Source organism: Mesorhizobium sp. CNPSo 4689, assembly GCF_057784325.1.
Genome location: NZ_JBWLUZ010000006.1, coordinates 123,784 through 139,829, shown reverse-complemented (window position 1 = coordinate 139,829; position 16,046 = coordinate 123,784). Strand labels below are relative to the sequence as shown.

The 16,046-nt window shown below is 62.8% G+C and carries 14 protein-coding genes and 1 tRNA gene; 11 read left to right on the top strand and 4 right to left on the bottom strand.

Annotation, left to right across the window (positions count from 1 at the left end):
- Nucleotides 1–43: 43 nt before the first annotated feature.
- From ntrB to AC04SI_RS12475, 7 genes are all read left to right on the top strand, one after another.
- The gene (gene ntrB, locus AC04SI_RS12505; RefSeq protein WP_404277592.1) at nucleotides 44–940 is read left to right on the top strand and encodes a nitrate ABC transporter permease; all 897 of its coding nucleotides are present in this window, start codon (nucleotides 44–46) and stop codon (nucleotides 938–940) included.
- Nucleotides 941–951: 11 nt separating this feature from the next.
- Nucleotides 952–1,749, top strand: a complete 798-nt coding sequence (locus AC04SI_RS12500; RefSeq protein ID WP_404277595.1) for an ABC transporter ATP-binding protein — start codon at nucleotides 952–954, stop codon at nucleotides 1,747–1,749.
- A gap of 389 nt (nucleotides 1,750–2,138) precedes the next feature.
- Nucleotides 2,139–2,336 (top strand): hypothetical protein, encoded by a 198-nt coding sequence (locus tag AC04SI_RS12495; RefSeq protein ID WP_404277597.1) that lies wholly within the window; start codon nucleotides 2,139–2,141, stop codon nucleotides 2,334–2,336.
- A 57-nt stretch (nucleotides 2,337–2,393) separates the two neighbouring features.
- Nucleotides 2,394–3,695 (top strand): MFS transporter, encoded by a 1,302-nt coding sequence (locus tag AC04SI_RS12490; RefSeq protein WP_404277599.1) that lies wholly within the window; start codon nucleotides 2,394–2,396, stop codon nucleotides 3,693–3,695.
- A 20-nt stretch (nucleotides 3,696–3,715) separates the two neighbouring features.
- Nucleotides 3,716–6,166 (top strand): nitrite reductase large subunit NirB, encoded by a 2,451-nt coding sequence (gene nirB, locus AC04SI_RS12485; RefSeq protein WP_404277601.1) that lies wholly within the window; start codon nucleotides 3,716–3,718, stop codon nucleotides 6,164–6,166.
- 5 nt (nucleotides 6,167–6,171) lie between these two features.
- Complete coding sequence (gene nirD / locus AC04SI_RS12480; RefSeq protein WP_192182668.1) at nucleotides 6,172–6,501, top strand: nitrite reductase small subunit NirD; 330 nt, start codon at nucleotides 6,172–6,174, stop codon at nucleotides 6,499–6,501.
- 4 nt (nucleotides 6,502–6,505) lie between these two features.
- Nucleotides 6,506–9,175: a nitrate reductase gene (locus tag AC04SI_RS12475; protein WP_404277604.1), complete on the top strand. Its 2,670-nt coding sequence runs from the start codon at nucleotides 6,506–6,508 to the stop codon at nucleotides 9,173–9,175.
- An 88-nt stretch (nucleotides 9,176–9,263) separates the two neighbouring features.
- Here AC04SI_RS12475 and AC04SI_RS12470 read toward each other — a convergent pair whose 3' ends face one another.
- A complete protein-coding gene (locus tag AC04SI_RS12470; protein ID WP_006205931.1) occupies nucleotides 9,264–9,569 on the bottom strand; it encodes a hypothetical protein in 306 nt (101 codons plus the stop codon).
- A gap of 381 nt (nucleotides 9,570–9,950) precedes the next feature.
- On the opposite strand from AC04SI_RS12470, the gene AC04SI_RS12465 reads away from it, so the two are divergent.
- From AC04SI_RS12465 to AC04SI_RS12455, 3 genes are all read left to right on the top strand, one after another.
- Nucleotides 9,951–10,472 (top strand): putative pterin-binding protein, encoded by a 522-nt coding sequence (locus AC04SI_RS12465; RefSeq protein WP_404277948.1) that lies wholly within the window; start codon nucleotides 9,951–9,953, stop codon nucleotides 10,470–10,472.
- A gap of 219 nt (nucleotides 10,473–10,691) precedes the next feature.
- Entirely contained in the window at nucleotides 10,692–12,455 is a 1,764-nt protein-coding gene (locus AC04SI_RS12460) for a putative bifunctional diguanylate cyclase/phosphodiesterase (protein WP_488474272.1), read from the top strand.
- A 200-nt stretch (nucleotides 12,456–12,655) separates the two neighbouring features.
- Entirely contained in the window at nucleotides 12,656–12,844 is a 189-nt protein-coding gene (locus AC04SI_RS12455) for a hypothetical protein (RefSeq protein WP_404277608.1), read from the top strand.
- 1,025 nt (nucleotides 12,845–13,869) lie between these two features.
- Here the strand turns inward: AC04SI_RS12455 and AC04SI_RS12450 are convergent.
- Nucleotides 13,870–14,154 (bottom strand): DUF2934 domain-containing protein, encoded by a 285-nt coding sequence (locus AC04SI_RS12450; RefSeq protein ID WP_404277610.1) that lies wholly within the window; start codon nucleotides 14,152–14,154, stop codon nucleotides 13,870–13,872.
- Nucleotides 14,155–14,307: 153 nt separating this feature from the next.
- On the opposite strand from AC04SI_RS12450, the gene AC04SI_RS12445 reads away from it, so the two are divergent.
- Nucleotides 14,308–14,472, top strand: a complete 165-nt coding sequence (locus tag AC04SI_RS12445; RefSeq protein WP_404277612.1) for a hypothetical protein — start codon at nucleotides 14,308–14,310, stop codon at nucleotides 14,470–14,472.
- Between the two features lie 213 nt (nucleotides 14,473–14,685).
- Here AC04SI_RS12445 and AC04SI_RS12440 read toward each other — a convergent pair.
- Together AC04SI_RS12440 and AC04SI_RS12435 are read right to left on the bottom strand one after the other, a co-directional pair.
- Nucleotides 14,686–14,759 (bottom strand) — tRNA-Gln (locus AC04SI_RS12440).
- A gap of 151 nt (nucleotides 14,760–14,910) precedes the next feature.
- On the bottom strand, nucleotides 14,911–15,840 hold the full coding sequence (locus AC04SI_RS12435; RefSeq protein ID WP_404277614.1) for a lysylphosphatidylglycerol synthase domain-containing protein: 930 nt from the start codon (nucleotides 15,838–15,840) through the stop codon (nucleotides 14,911–14,913).
- Between the last annotated feature and the right edge of the window lie 206 nt (nucleotides 15,841–16,046).

The window sequence follows — 16,046 nt, the reverse complement described above, 5'->3', positions numbered from 1 at the left end:
CCGCCGCTTGTCGCCAGATCCGACCACGGAGTTTTGCGAAGACATGTCAATTCAAGCCATCGAGGACACCAAGGTGAAGGCGTTTCCAGCGCCGGCCGAGCCGTCGAAGGTGATCGCTTTCGCCTCCAAGGCGCGGCGCCGTGTCGATCCGCTTGCGATCGTGAGCAAATTGGCCAGCACGCTGGTGCCGCCTGCCGTCGTCATCGTCCTCATGCTCGTCGTCTGGCAGGTCGCCTGCTCGTCGCCGACCGCCAGCCTGCCGCCGCCGAGCCAGGTGTGGAACGAGGCCTACGACCTGATCGCACATCCGTTCTTCGACAACGGCCCGCAGGATATCGGGCTCGCCTGGCGGGTGCTGATCTCACTGCAGCGGGTCGCCATCGGCTTCGGCCTCGCGGCTGTCGTCGGCGTCGCGCTGGGTGCCCTGGTCGGCCAGTCCATCTGGGCGATGCGCGGCCTCGACCCGGTGTTCCAGATCCTGCGCACCGTGCCGCCGCTCGCCTGGCTGCCGCTGTCGCTGGCGGCGTTCCGCGATTCCAGCCCGTCGGCGATCTTCGTCATCTTCATCACCTCGATCTGGCCGATCATCATCAACACCGCCGTCGGCGTCCGCAACATCCCCGAGGACTACCGCAACGTCGCCCGTATCCTGCGGCTCAACCAGATCGAGTTCTTCATCAAGATCATGGTGCCGGCGGCGGCCCCCTACATCTTCACGGGTCTGCGGATCGGCATCGGCTTGTCCTGGCTCGCCATCGTCGCCGCCGAAATGCTGACCGGCGGCGTCGGCATCGGCTTCTTCATCTGGGACGCGTGGAACTCGTCGCGCCTGCCCGACATCATCGTCGCGCTCGCTTACATCGGCGTCACCGGCTTCTGCCTCGACCGGCTGGTCGCGGCGGTCGGCGCCTTCGTCACCCGCGGCACAACGGCAAAGTGAGGAGAGGGGCGATGACGGCCTATCTGAAGCTCGACCATATCGACAAATCCTTTGCCCGCGGTGGCCAGGTCAGCGAGGTGCTGAAAGACATTCGGCTGACCATCGACAAGGGTGAATTCGTCTCCATCATCGGCCATTCCGGCTGCGGCAAGTCGACCTTGCTCAACCTGATCGCCGGGCTGACCAAGGTCTCCGCCGGCGCTGTGCTGCTCGAGGACAAGGAAGTCGACAGCCCCGGACCGGAGCGCGCCGTGGTGTTCCAGAACCACTCGCTGCTGCCGTGGCTCACCGTCTACGAGAACATCAACCTGGCGGTGTCGAAGGTCTTCGGCTCGACCAGGACCAGAGCCGAGCGCCATGACTGGATCATGCGCAATCTCGACCTCGTGCAGATGGCGCATGCCAGGGACAAGCGACCGGCCGAGATTTCTGGCGGCATGAAGCAGCGCGTCGGCATTGCGCGGGCGCTGGCCATGGAGCCGAAGATCCTGCTGCTCGACGAGCCCTTCGGCGCGCTCGACGCGCTGACCCGCGCCCATCTGCAGGATGCGGTGATGGACATCCATTCCAGGCTTGGCTCGACGACGATCATGATTACCCATGATGTCGACGAGGCGGTGCTGCTCTCCGACCGCATCGTCATGATGACCAACGGTCCGGCGGCGACCATCGGCGAGGTGCTTGCCGTGCCGCTGGTCCGGCCGCGCCGCCGCGTCGAGCTCTCTTCCGATCGCACCTTCCTGCGCTGCCGCGAGGCGGTGCTGAAGTTCCTCTACGAACGCCACCGCTTCGTCGAAGCCGCGGAGTAGGGCCATGACCGATCATCGGCAATGGGGAATCTGCATCGGCAATAGGCGATATACCGCATTGCACAAATATTATGCTGCCGTGCAAGGCATTCTGACTAATCTTTGATCCGCAGCCGGGCTTGAAAAGTCGCGTTGCTGCGGCTTCGCATTGAGTTCATTCGATAATCCAGCGCGCTGTCGAATTGGCACGCTTCCTGCTTTTCAGAATGCAGGCCCGCATGGGCCAAGAGACACGGCGTCCAATGACGGGCGCCACAGGCAAAGCTGCCGCTCAGGTCAACACGCGATCCCGATGGGCGGACGCGCGAGGCCTGGCCGGCAGCTTTTTTGTTTTGACCGAACACGCAATCGACGGCGCTGGTCCCAAGCGGCGCCCAACGGAGACGACGATGACGAAACGGATCGGAAATGGCGCGTCCCTCGCGGACTTCACGCGCCGCGATTTTCTGGCCAGCAGCGCGCTGACGGCAGCACTGTTCACCGCCGCGCTCCTCCTCTTTCCCGCAGGCGCCAAGACAGACGGCAAGGGTCCCGCGGTGACCTCGCAGAGCTCGGTTTCATCCAGCTCGCCGATGCCGCGCCGCTGACAATCGCGAACGAACAGACAAGGGCGGTGCCTCCCACGCCGCAAACCGGAGCCTGAAATGACCGCAAATCTCCCAGCCGCGCCCAGCCAGGATAGTGCCCCCAGGCAGGCGCTCATGATGTCCACCATCGCCTTTACTATTTGCTTCGCGGTGTGGACGATCTTTTCAATCATCGGCGTCCGCATAAAGCAGGAACTGGGGCTGAACGAGACGGAGTTCGGCCTGCTCGTCGGCACGCCGATCCTCACCGGTTCGCTCGTGCGCATGGTGCTCGGCGTCTGGACCGACCGTTTTGGCGGACGGCTGGTCTACACCGCGACCATGCTTGCGGCGGCGGTCGCGACCTTCCTGCTCGCCTTTGCGCACACCTACGGGCAGATGCTAGTCGCCGCGCTCGGCGTCGGGCTCGCCGGTGGCTCCTTCGCTGTCGGCGTCGCTTATGTCTCGCGCTTCTTCCCCGCCGGCAAGCAGGGCACGGCCCTCGGCATCTTCGGTGTCGGCAATGTCGGGGCCGCGGTCACCAAGTTCCTGGCTCCGTTCGTGCTTCTCTCCTGGGGCTGGCAGTCGGTCGCGCTGATCTGGGCGGCGGCACTCGTCGTCATGGCCGTCGTCTTCTGGTTCACTACCAGCGACGATCCGGTCATCCGTGAGCGCCGCGCCGGCAAGGCGGCGCCCGCGAGAAGCTTCTGGCAGGAATTCGCGCCGCTGAAGAACCTGCAGGTCTGGCGCTTCGCCTTCTACTATTTCTTCGCCTTCGGTGCGTTCGTCGCGCTGTCGCTGTGGTTGCCGCGCTACCTGATCGGGGTCTACGGCTTCGGGCTGGCGACAGCCGGCATGATCGGCGCTGCCTATTCGATCCCGGCAAGCATCTTCCGCGCCTATGGCGGCGTGCTCTCCGACCGGATCGGCGCTCGCACCGTGCTCTACTGGACCTTCGCTGTGTCGTCCGTCGCCACGCTGATCCTGTCGCTGCCGTCGGCCGACTATGTCGTTCACGGCATCAGCGGGCCGATCCCCTTCCACTTCGCCATCGGGCCGGTCGCCTTCATCGCCGTCGCCTCGATACTCGGCTTCTTCATGAGCCTGGGCAAGGCCGCCGTCTACAAGCACATTCCGGCCTATTATCCAGGCAGCGTCGGCGCGGTCGGCGGCGTTGTCGGCATGATCGGCGGGCTCGGCGGCTTTGTCCTGCCGATCGCCTTCGGCGCCCTCAACGACCTCACGGGCGTATGGTCGAGCTGCTTCATGCTGCTCTTCGTCATCGTCGCCACCTGCTTTGCCTGGATGCACGTCTCCATCCGGCGGATGGAGCGCGCGGCATCTGCCGAAACTTCAGCCCTTTCCTACGCGGCTGAGTGAGACTGGAGCGGATCAGGAATATGACCGAAAAACTCGTCATCATCGGTAACGGCATGGCCCCCGGGCGCATGCTGGAGCATCTGCTGGAAAAGGCGCCAGACCGCTACCAGGTCACCATCTTCAACGCCGAGCCGCGCGTGAACTACGACCGCATCATGCTGTCGCCGGTTCTGTCGGGCGAAAAGGATTATGAGGAGATCATCATCCATGGCGATGGCTGGTACATCAAGCACGGCATCACCCTCTACAAGGGCCACAAGATCGTCGCCATCGACCGGCAGGCCAAGACCGTCACCTCTGATCACGGCGTGACCGAGCCCTACGACAAGCTGGTCATCGCCACCGGCTCGGTGCCGTTCATCATCCCGGTGCCGGGCCACAATCTGCCGGGCGTGCTGACCTATCGCGACCTAGACGACGTCCGCGCGATGATGCTTGCCGCCCAGTCGCGGGCCAAGGCCGTGGTCATTGGCGGCGGCCTGCTCGGGCTCGAAGCCGCGGCCGGTCTCAACGCGCAAGGGATGGACGTCACCGTGCTGCATGTCATGCCGACGCTGATGGAGCGGCAGCTCGATCCGGCCGCTGGCTACCTCCTGCAGCGCGCCGTGGAAGAGCGCGGCATCAAGGTCATCACCAAGGCCAATACCCAGGCGATCACTGGCAACGGCAAGGTCGAACAGGTGGAACTTGCCGATGGCACCGTAATCCCGGCGACGCTGGTGGTGATGGCGGTCGGCATCCGGCCGAACGCGGCGCTGGCCAAGGAGGCTGGCATCGCCGTCAACCGCGGCATCGTCGTCGATGCCGGCATGCGCAGCAACGACCCCGACATCTTCGCGCTCGGCGAATGCGCCGAGGTCAACGGCATGGTCTACGGGCTGGTGGCACCGCTCTACGAGATGGCGCGTGTCGCGGCCAGCCAGCTTGCCGGCGACGAGGCTGCGGCCTTCGTCCATTCGGACACGCCGACGAAGCTCAAGGTCACCGGCATCGAACTGTTCTCGCTGGGAGACTTCGCCGAGGGCGAGGACCGCCAGGAGATCGTGCTGCGCGACGCTGCGGCCGGTGTCTACAAGCGCCTAGTGCTGAAGGACGACCGCATCATCGGCACCGTGCTCTATGGCGAGACGGCCGACGGCGCCTGGTTCAATGATTTGAAGAAGAAGCAGACCGACATATCGGAGATGCGCGACACGCTCATTTTCGGCCAGTCCTACCAGGGGGGTGCCCCGCTGGACCCTATGGCGGCCGTTGCAGCCTTGCCGGATGATGCGGAAATCTGCGGCTGCAACGGCGTTTGCAAGGGAAAGATCACCGGCGCGATCACGGCCAAGGGCCTGACCTCACTCGACGATGTGCGCGCGCACACCAAGGCGTCTGCCTCCTGCGGCTCCTGCACCGGCTTGGTCGAGAAGCTGATGGTGCTGACCATCGGCGACAACTACAACCCGGCCGCCGTGCAGCCGATGTGCGGCTGCACCACGCTCGGCCATGACGAGGTCCGCCGGCTGATCAAGGCCAAGGGCCTGAAGACCATTCCGGCCGTCATGCAGGAGCTGGAATGGAGAACCTCCTGCGGCTGCGCCAAATGCCGGCCGGCGCTCAACTACTACCTCGTCTGCGACTGGCCGAACGACTACGCCGACGACTATCAGTCGCGCTTCATCAACGAGCGCGTCCACGCCAACATCCAGAAGGACGGCACCTATTCGGTGGTGCCGCGCATGTGGGGCGGCGTGACCAGCGCCTCCGAGCTGCGCGCCATCGCCGACGTGGTCGACAAGTTCGAGATCCCGATGGTCAAGGTCACCGGCGGCCAGCGCATCGACATGCTGGGCATCCGCAAGGAAGACCTGCCTGCGGTGTGGGCCGATCTCGGCCAGGCCGGCTTCGTCTCCGGCCATGCCTACGCCAAGGGCCTGCGCACGGTGAAGACCTGCGTCGGTTCCGACTGGTGCCGCTTCGGCACGCAGGATTCGACGGGTCTCGGCATCCGCATCGAGAAGTTCATGTGGGGCTCGTGGACACCGGCCAAGGTCAAGATGGCGGTGTCGGGTTGCCCGCGAAACTGCGCCGAGGCGACCTGCAAGGATGTCGGCGTCATCTGCGTCGACAGCGGCTACGAGATCCATTTCGCCGGAGCCGCCGGCCTCGACATCAAGGGCACCGAAGTGCTCGGCCTGGTCAGGACAGAGGACGAGGCGCTGGAGCATATCGTGGCGCTGACGCAGATGTACCGCGAGCAGGGCCGCTATCTCGAGCGCATCTACAAATGGGCCAAGCGCATCGGCATCCCCGAGATCAAGCGCCAGATCATGGACGATGGCGAGAAGCGCAAGGCCTATTACGAGCGCTTCGTCTTCTCGCAGAAATTCGCCCAGGTCGACCCGTGGTCGGAGCGCGTCTCCGGCAAGGACAAGCACGAATTCCGGCCGATGGCATCGGTCGGGTTCGCCGAGGCAGCGGAGTGAGCATGATGAACTGGATCGCTATCGGCACGCTCTCCGACATCCCCCGGCGCGGTGCGCGCTGCGTTGCTACGCCCGAGGGCAAAATTGCCGTTTTCCGCACCGCGGACGATCAGGTCTACGCCATCGACGACCATTGCCCGCACAAGGGCGGGCCGCTCAGCCAGGGCATCGTCCACGGCGCGGCGGTGACCTGTCCGCTGCACAATTGGGTGATCTCGCTGGAAACGGGCAAGGCGCTCGGCGCCGATGAGGGCGTTGTGCGCACCATCCCGGTGCGCATCGATGGCGAGCGTCTGTTCATCGCGCTGGAAGCGCTGGCCAGCCGCGCGGCCTGAAATCATGGAGATCGACGCAGCGCGCGAGGTGAGGACCACCTGCCCCTATTGCGGGGTGGGTTGCGGCGTGCTGGCGAAGGTCGCCGCGGACGGGCAAGTGTCGGTCCGCGGCGATCCTGACCATCCGGCGAATTTCGGCCGGCTCTGCTCGAAGGGCTCCGCCCTTGCCGAGACCATCGACCTCGACGGCAGGCTGCTCCATCCGGAGATCGACGGCCGCCGCGTCCGCTGGGACGAGGCGCTCGACCGCGTCGCTTCGACTTTTTCGCAGACCATCGCCGAGCATGGCCCGGATTCGGTCGCCTTCTATGTCTCCGGGCAGTTGCTGACCGAGGACTATTACGTTGCCAACAAGCTGATGAAGGGGTTTGTCGGCTCGGCCAACATCGACACCAATTCGCGGCTCTGCATGGCCTCTTCGGTCGCCGGCCACCGCCGCGCCTTCGGTTCCGACACGGTGCCGGGAACCTACGAGGATCTCGAGCTTGCCGATCTCATCGTGCTGGTCGGCTCCAACCTCGCCTGGTGCCATCCGGTACTCTACCAGCGCATCGCGGCGGCGCGCGAAAAGCGGCCGGAGATGAAGATCGTGCTGGTCGACCCGCGCCGCACCATGACCGCCGACATCGCCGACATGCATCTGGCGATCGCGCCGGACGGCGACGTGGCCTTGTTCACCGGGCTGCTCGCCTATCTTGGCCAGCACAATGCGCTGGACCGCGCCTATATCACCGAGCACACGACCGGCTTCGACCGGGCCCTTTTCGCCGCCTCGAACCTCGACCTTGCCGGCGTCGCGGAAGCCACGGGCCTCAGCGAGGACGAGCTTGGCCGCTTCTACAGCCTATTTGCCCGGACGGAAAAAACCGTCACCGTCTATAGCCAGGGGGTGAACCAGTCGTCCTCGGGCACCGACAAGGTGAACGCCATCATCAACTGCCATCTCGCCACCGGGCGCATCGGCAAGCCCGGGGCAGGGCCGTTTTCGGTCACCGGCCAGCCCAACGCCATGGGCGGCCGCGAGGTCGGCGGCATGGCCAACATGCTCGCTGCCCATATGGAGATCGAAAACCCCGCGCATCGAGCGCGCGTGCGCCGCTTCTGGAACGCGCCTTCTATGGCCGAACAACCCGGTCTGAAAGCGGTCGACATGTTCAAGGCGGTGGGCGATGGGCGCATCAAGGCGCTGTGGATCATGGCCACCAATCCGGTCGATTCCATGCCGGATGCCGATGCCGTCGAAGCGGCGATCAAGGCTTGTCCCTTTGTCGTGGTCTCGGACGTTCTGGCTAGCACCGACACGGTCCGCCACGCCCATGTCCGGCTGCCCGCAACCGCCTGGGGCGAGAAGGACGGCACCGTCACCAATTCCGAGCGCCGCATCTCGCGCCAGCGGGCCTTTTTGCCCGCGCCCGGTGAGGCGCGGCCGGACTGGTGGATCGTCGCCGAGGTAGCGAGGCTGATGGGGTTTGGCGAGTGGTTTGCCCATGCAACGCCGGCGGAGATTTTTGCGGAGCACGCAGCGCTCTCGGCGTATGAGAATGACGGTGCGCGGGACTTTGATATTGGTGCTTATGCCGGGATCGATGCGGAGGAATACGACGCGCTGGCGCCTTTCCAATGGCCAGAGAAGGATGGTCAGGCAGCGCGTAGTCCTTCCACCCGCTTCTTCGCCAACGGCAACTTCTACACGCCCGACGGCAGGGCGCGCTTCATCCCCATTCGCCCCGTCGCAGAAACCCGCACGGACGAAAAATTCCCGCTGATCCTCAACACCGGCCGTGTCCGCGACCACTGGCACACCATGACGCGCACCGGCAAAAGCCCGCGCCTATCCCAGCACATCGCCGAACCCTTCGTCGAAATCCACCCGGCGGATGCGCAGCACTTCGGCATCGGCGATGCCGACATCGTGCGTATCTCCAGCCCGCGTGGCGAGGTGCTCGTGCGAGCCTTGGTGACATCGCGCCAACGCCAGGGCAGCCTGTTTGCGCCGATGCATTGGACCGACCAGTTTGCCGCCAAGGGCCGGCTCGACGCGCTGACGGCGTCGCTCACCGATCCCGTTTCCGGCCAGCCGGCTTTGAAACATGTCGCGGTGCGCATCGAGAAGTTCGCGGCCAAAGCCTTCGGCTTTGCGGTTATGCGACAACGCCCGGCGCCGGTTGCCGCGACCTATTGGGCCGTGGCCAAATGCCGGGGCGGCTGGCGGGTCGAACTGGCTTTCGCCGACGACGACATCGACTGGGCGGGCTTTGCCGCTGCGCTGTTCGGCGCGTCACCCGACATGCTTGCCTATCACGACCGCGACGCCGGCCAGCATCGCATCGCCGCCTTCGACGGCGAGCGCCTCGCAGGCGCGCTGTTCGTCGCCCCCGGCCCGGTCGCGGTGTCGCGTGGCTGGGCCGCCGAACAGCTCGAAGAAACCCATGCCGGCCAGCGCGAGCGCTTCCGCATCGTCGCCGGCCGCGCCGGCGCCGAGCGGCCGGATGCCGGCGCCACGGTCTGCTCCTGCTTCAGCGTTGGCGCCAATCAGATCGCGGCGGCGGTGGCGGCCGGCTGCACGACCGTCGCTTCCATCGGTGAGACGCTGAAGGCCGGCACCAATTGCGGCTCCTGCCGCGCCGAAATCCGCGCGATTATCGAGGCGAGGCGGGTGCAGGCGGCGGAGTGAAGGGGCGCAGCGCAGGCCTCTGGGCCTTGGTGACGCGTCGCCCTTTTTGGAGGCTGGCAGGCATGGGCGAGGCGACCGGCGATTACGCCTACTGCGATCGCCCAGGCTGCCAAACTGTCGAACTGTCGCCCAGCGGCCAATTGGCGCTTCGCCCTGCGTCTGGCCCGCGGCCTGCCTCAATGACCCCGACCATTGCGCGCGTAAATTCAACCACACTGTTTGCAGTGACGGCGGCCTTGTCGGGACTTTGCCCAATCTGTTCGGCGGCTCCGCAACATGACAGGCGGATGAGATCGTAGTGCAGATCTCTTTCATCGTCCGGCAACGCCGCCAAAGTCAGGGCGCGGCAGTGGATCATCCGCAGCAACTGTGCCAGTGCTGTTTCGACACTCATGCGTTTTGCTCCGCATCGGTCGAACGTCCCGGCCCAGAGGGGTGCTGGAACGTCGATCGGAGGTTGGTTCCTGCCCCCAATGCCGAAAGGCTGCATCACAGCCGTTAATATATCGTTGATCGCTAATATATTCGCCGGCTTGACGGTTTGCTTGTTGGGGGCGGCCGGTGCCGGGCCGAAAGCCGGGCGGCAACGAACCCTGCGAAGCGGCTGCTTACGCTGCAAGCGCTGCCTTGCAGCCGCAAGTCAGCAAGACAGCGTGAAACCAAAAGCTAACTGAAAAACAATCATTCGATGGAAAGATGGCTGTTCCGCCGACAGTATCGGCGAGCCGGCAACGGTTGGTACTGACCATAAAATGGAAAGGACTGCGTTGTGTCGATGCTCAAAGGGAGATTATTCGCCTTTCGTCGCAGCCTGATCCTGCTGGTTGTTTTCGCAATCGGCGTGTTGCCGGCATTCGCCCTGGAGCCAGCCAAATATCCGGAGCCGCCCGACACCGTCGCCTTCAAGGTTGAGAAGAACGGGGAATCGATCCCGGTCACATTGCGGCAGCTTGAAAAGCTCGGCCTTTACAGCGTTTCCACCCCAAGTCCCTTTGAAAAGGGGCAACTGAAGTTTCAGGGTGTTCTGTTCCGGGATGTGCTCAAGCTGATCGGATTGGACGGCGAGGGATCCGTCGTGCTGCGGGCGCAGGACGACTATGTGCAGACAATCCCGAAGGAAGACTGGACGGAAGGTCCGCTTCTTCTTGCAACGCGCCAGGACGGCCAGTTGCTGACAAGGCGCACGCAAGGTCCCACGCGGCTGATCTACCCTCTCGACGACCATCCGGCCTTTGATACGCCGGTTCGCAAGCCGAGATGGATCTGGTTGATAAAGACGATTGCGCCAGCCAATTGAACCCAAGCGCGACGTCCAGCCATGTGGTTTAGAGGCACAGCCTGGCGGGTTCCTGCAACCTACGCGACCGCGGCGGCATCGGCAGCGATCTGCTCAGCCGCGCTGATCGCGGTGCTCTTCACGAGCATCAGCAGGATAGAGTCCGCGATGCCGCGTTTCGGCTTCTTCGCCATTCGTGAGTTTCACATTGCAATACGCGACGTGACGCATCTACGGGACATGATTTCGCTTGCCCAGGCGGCTCCCAAATCACCGGAAAGCCTCGAGCACCTGTCGACCGCGAACGACCTGATCTACATCCGCTTCGAGCGCATCGACGGCGGCGACACCATCAGCGAAATCCCCGCCTATGCCGGTATCGTGCCGCGGGTCAACGACGCGGTGAAGCAGCTTGACGTCGTCATTGCGGCCGGCGTGCCTCTGGACGAAAAGAGCCTGAAGGAGGTGGGAAACGAGCTCGACCAGATTGTCGCTCGCATGAACGATGAATACTACAAATATGGGGAGGAAGTTAACGTCGATCTCTATTCGGCGGAGAAGAACCTGAACAGGTTCAACTACCAGATCGCCTTTGCCTTGACCGTCTTGTCGGCGCTCGCGATAGGAACCGCCGTGTTGCTGATCGGTCGTCGTGAGACGATCAGGAAACTCGAATTCCTCGCCTGGCAAGACGCGACCACGGAGTTGAAGAACCGCGCCTGGATGTCTGCCAACCGGGACGGGCTGCTGGAGCGGGCGAGGCTGGCCGGCAAGGAACTTCGGCTGTTCCTGATAGACCTCGACCATTTCAAGAGTGTCAACGACACGTTCGGCCATCACATCGGCGATCTGCTGCTGAGAGCCGTTGCCGAAACCCTGCAGTCGGTCGAACGTCCCGGTGAAGTGGCCGCCGTCCGTCTGGGCGGAGACGAGTTCGCCGTCATGGCGATCGGGGATAGCCACTCGGCGGATCTGGGACATCGTCTTCGCGAGCAGTTGAACCGCTTTGCCGATCTGGACGGCCACCAGGTGCGCATCGGCGCCAGCATCGGCATGGCGTCCTTCCCGGACCATGGTGCGGATATCTCCACCTTGCTGCGCAACGCAGACAGCGCGCTTTATGTCGCGAAAGCGGAGGGACGTTCGGGGTTCGTGACCTACTCGCCTGCGATGCTCAGCAAGATCGACGTGCAGCTTGGCGAGGAAGCGGCGATCAAGCGAGCGCTCAATGGCGACGAGTACTTCCTGGTCTGGCAACCGCAATTCGAATTGGCGACCGGGCGCATGATCGGCGCCGAAGCCCTGGTCCGCTGGCGCGACCGCGTTTCGGGAGCGGTGCGCTTGCCTGACTCATTCATTCCGACAGCGGAACGGAGTGATTTGATACTGGAAATCGACAAGATCATGCTGAGCAAGGCCTGCGCGCAGGCATCGCATTGGATGTCGATTTCCGCCGACGATTTCGTCTGCGCGGTGAATGCTTCGGGCAAGAGTCTGCAGGAGGATGCTTTCTTCACGCACCTCGTCGACGTGCTGCGGCGGACCGGATTGCCGCCGTCGCGCCTGCAGCTGGAAATAACGGAAGGGGTGTTCATCCACAGCAGGGACGCCTTGGACACTTTGTCGAAAATTCGAGACCTCGGCGTTAGTCTGGCGCTCGACGATTTCGGATCCGGATATTCGAGTTTCGGCTACCTTGCCGACCTCGACCTCAATCGCCTGAAGATAGATCGATCGTTCCTGAACGATCTGGAGTCGTCCGGGAAGAAGCAGGACGTGGTCAGGGGGATCATTGCATTGGCCAATTCCCTTGGCCTGGTCGTCATGGCCGAAGGCGTCGAAACAGAAGGGCAGCTGGCTTTCCTGATCGCCGAACGATGCCACGGCGCCCAAGGGTTTTTCATGTCGGAACCCATCGACGTGAAAGTGCTGACAAATCAGCTGATCGCACGGCGAGGCAGCCTCAAAGCCAAGGCCAGGTCCAGGCTAAACCTCTCGGCCTGATCATTTGCCTTGAGCTTTCATCGCTGGATTGAGCTGGGAACCTGGGTTCAAGCGAGACGGACTTGAATGGAGTGTTCCATGTGCGGGTAACCCTTGCACATTGGTTTGGCTCCGCCTTGTCGGTGCAAGTGGTTAATGCCGCAGGGCTTTTGATGTTCATCAAACGCGCCTAAAATGCCCCGCTTGGGGAGCGTTTATCATTGGCCTACAAAGACACTCCGCGGCAGGATGCTTATCGCCTTGAGCGCGTCGACGGCAAATCGGTGGAAGGCATAGCCATCTTTTACACGACGGCCGAAGCGAACGAGGTCATCCGTCATCTGGACCGGCGCTACCGCTTAATGCTGGGCGACAGGCAGATATGGCCTCGTGCTGATGGCAATCGCTAGCGCGCTGTCACAAGCGGGCCGGATGTATCTTTCAGCCGACGGAACGTTTTGTGCCCGCCCGGTGTTATCACCCTGATCCCCGCATAGGGATCATAAAGGGCCTTGCCCCCTCTCGGCCCTAGTTTGAGTCCGCTGTCTCCCCGGCAGCGGACCCGACGCATTCAGCAATCGCCGGCATCCTCTAAACGCAAGCTCCGCACTCGCAAGGGAGCGCTTGACGATTTCAACAAGAGGAAGATGGCCGGCGCCGTGGTGGAGGTTGCCCGATAAGGCGCCGGCCAGGCAGAATCAGGTCCGCCCGCACCTCCAAGCGATAGCAGAGTCTTTACGCTGCGTCATGTCGACGCGCAGTTGTGTAAACGCCATAGGCCAAACAGCGGGCGATGTGTTTCCCGCTTGAAAAATGTGTAGACGCATATTTTGCTTTTATATCAGATACTTAGGTCAAAATCCTTTTGACTTCCACTGAGCAGTGGCGCATCGTTTCTGAGCGTGGCCGAAATGGGGGCCCGCTTGGGGAAAGAAGGGGTGAAATTTGATGGACGGGGTGCAGACAGTTGATACTGAATCTTGGAAGTTCGAAATCGGAGCAAAGATAACCCATCGTGATCAGCCCATGCTGTCCGAGGTTCTGACGCGGGCGCGCACAGGCAAGGGACACGAAATTTACGGGGTGAGGCGCCTTGAGGAGTGCGGGGTGCCGGAACTGATGATCCTAGGTGAAGCGTTAGTCGCAGCCTAACCGGCCCTCACACCGCGAACGACAGAACCCCCGCTTCGGCGGGGTTTTTCACAACAAAAAGCGGGCTCTCGCCCGCTTCCCTTCGTTACCGAGACTTATGCGTGGTGCCGGTACATTCATGGTCACCGCGCCGTCAATCGGCTCAAATGCTGCCTGGATCTCTGGGGAACCTCTCCAACTATCTGAAGGGACGTTCCGACCGTCACTGGCTGCTAGCGGGTATATGGCTGTGAAAGGTGTTAGAAACAAGGCTCTGCTTCCTATTTACTGAAATTCCGTTGCCCTACGCCAAACTCCGCGCGGCCTCTTCGATCGCGGCGCGGTCGTTACCCAGCCGGTCGAGAAGGTCTTGGGCCTGTTCGGCGGTTATGCCGGTGCGCATCGCCAGAGCTTCGACCGTCAAAACGTCTGTGCTGGATATCTCGCGGGGTTTGGGCAGACCTTCCTCTCTATCGATTTCGGATTCTGCTTGCAGCCATTGCCGCTGGTCGACGCCATGTACGCCGCCTTCGCGCTCCCAGATTTCGTAAGCCCGTTGCTGAATTTTTTCGTGCCGTGTGTCGCCCATGGCGCTTCTCCTTGTTGGGATGTCAACCAACGCAGAGAAAGCTGGAACGATCCAGCTCGGAACGGAGATTTTGGATAGGTAGAACTTGCGAGACGGCCTGGAACGGACAAGCGCCTGAGTCCGTTACTCCGGCGATGATCAGGAGATTCCGAAATGGCCACCAAGCAAGGCAAGAAGGACAATCGCATATCAGACAAGGAAGCAATGCAGATCGCGGAGACAACCGACGTGTCCCCAAAGCAGGCGAAGGACCTGGTTGCGGAGCACGGCAAAGTTAAGGGCAAGGAGGCGGCCAAGAACTTCAAGGCCGAGGGCTAGCTCGGTACGGGCTTTGCCTAACGCACCGCCACACCGCAACGACAAGGCCCGCTTCGGCGGGCTTTCTCATGTCGCCATGTTGCCAAGCATGTAGCTATTCGCAGCCTCCGCTCATTACCACGCCTTACAAATCAATGGCTTATGTTGCTACGCGTTTCAGGGCTAGCAACATGGTTTTTGCCAGGATTTGATAGCTAAGTGCTTGATTTTGTTTGGCTGGGGAACCTGGATTCGAACCAGGACTAACGGAGTCAGAGTCCGTGGGTCTACCGTTAACCTATTCCCCAGCAGGCGCGGTCGGTAACGAACCGTGCGAAGCGGGCGGCTGTGTGCCGCGAGCGCTGCCTTGTAGCCGCCGCCGGAAAATAGTCAACCCCGCGCTGCGTTTCAATCGCTGCCTTTTGGCGCTTCCGGCTCAGCTATTGACGCGAGCGCGCCTCAACTCTCGCTCCGGCTGTATTGCGAGTGTTCGAAGAACAGCACGACACAGAGCGCGATCAGCAGCGGGATGATCAGATAGAACAGGCGGAACACCAGAAGCGCCGCCAGCACGCCGACCGGGTCCATATGCGACAGACCGGCGAGGAACACCACCTCGAACACGCCGAGCCCGCCCGGCGCATGCGAGATCTGCGCCACCGAGAACGACACCAGGAAGACGCCGAGCACGACGAAATAGCCCGGGTTGCCGGCGGGCAGGGCAAAGAAGATGATCGCTGCCGCCGCCAAAAGCTCGATCGGACCGATCAGCAATTGCCGCGCCACGATCGGCAGCGCCGGATAATGCAGCTGGAAGCTGCCGATCTTGAGCGGCTTCAGATGCAGCCAGCTGCCGAAGATATAGGCGCCGACGAGGATCAGCATGGCGAGGCCGGCGGCGATCGCCAGACCGTGGTGCGGGGCGCCGGAGAAACGGTCGATGATCTCGGGTTCGAACACCAGCACGAGGCCGCCCACGAGCAGGCTGGACAGCACGAACGTGATCCAGCAGATGGCGACGAGTACGCCGACATCCTGGCCGCTGATCCCCCTTGTGCCGTAGGCGCGGTAGCGGATCACGGCGCCCGAGATCACCGAACCGCCGATATTGTGCGACAGCGCATAGGTGGTGAAGGAGCAGAAGGTGACGAACAGCCACGAAACCTTCTTGCCGATATGCAAAAGCGCAATGTGGTCGTAGCCGGCGAGCGAGGCATAGGCGATGACGGAACTCAAGCCTGCCAGCAGCCAGCCGCGCGTCGGGATCGCGACGATGCCGTCCCAGACATCGTCGATCGAGATGCCGCGCAACTCGTGCCACAAAAGCAGGAGCGAGAAGATGACCGCCGCAATGCCGATGACCGGCCAGAGATAGCGCCTCCAGTTCATGCGTCGTAGCTCATCGTCAGGCTTTGGCCCCGCATCTCTTTCCCAGTCCGCCCTCGATTTCAGACATGCCTGATTGAAGCCGGCTATTCAACAGGCAAGCGCTGCCGGCGCATTGCGCCGCGAAAATTCACCCGCGTGCGCTCTTGGTGATCCGGCCCGGCGCTGTTAGTCTGGCCGCAACTTGAAACATTTAAGCGCCTGCTGCG

Coding starts and splice junctions, on each gene's coding strand:
- AC04SI_RS12465 (WP_404277948.1), top strand. CDS start 9,951: ATGCTCAAAGGGAGATTATTCGCCTTTCGTCGCAGCCTGATCCTGCTG.
- AC04SI_RS12500 (WP_404277595.1), top strand. CDS start 952: ATGACGGCCTATCTGAAGCTCGACCATATCGACAAATCCTTTGCCCGC.
- AC04SI_RS12490 (WP_404277599.1), top strand. CDS start 2,394: ATGACCGCAAATCTCCCAGCCGCGCCCAGCCAGGATAGTGCCCCCAGG.
- ntrB (WP_404277592.1), top strand. CDS start 44: ATGTCAATTCAAGCCATCGAGGACACCAAGGTGAAGGCGTTTCCAGCG.
- AC04SI_RS12475 (WP_404277604.1), top strand. CDS start 6,506: ATGGAGATCGACGCAGCGCGCGAGGTGAGGACCACCTGCCCCTATTGC.
- nirD (WP_192182668.1), top strand. CDS start 6,172: ATGAACTGGATCGCTATCGGCACGCTCTCCGACATCCCCCGGCGCGGT.
- AC04SI_RS12495 (WP_404277597.1), top strand. CDS start 2,139: ATGACGAAACGGATCGGAAATGGCGCGTCCCTCGCGGACTTCACGCGC.
- AC04SI_RS12445 (WP_404277612.1), top strand. CDS start 14,308: ATGGCCACCAAGCAAGGCAAGAAGGACAATCGCATATCAGACAAGGAA.
- AC04SI_RS12470 (WP_006205931.1), bottom strand. CDS start 9,569: ATGAGTGTCGAAACAGCACTGGCACAGTTGCTGCGGATGATCCACTGC.
- AC04SI_RS12450 (WP_404277610.1), bottom strand. CDS start 14,154: ATGGGCGACACACGGCACGAAAAAATTCAGCAACGGGCTTACGAAATC.
- AC04SI_RS12435 (WP_404277614.1), bottom strand. CDS start 15,840: ATGAACTGGAGGCGCTATCTCTGGCCGGTCATCGGCATTGCGGCGGTC.
- nirB (WP_404277601.1), top strand. CDS start 3,716: ATGACCGAAAAACTCGTCATCATCGGTAACGGCATGGCCCCCGGGCGC.
- AC04SI_RS12460 (WP_488474272.1), top strand. CDS start 10,692: ATGATTTCGCTTGCCCAGGCGGCTCCCAAATCACCGGAAAGCCTCGAG.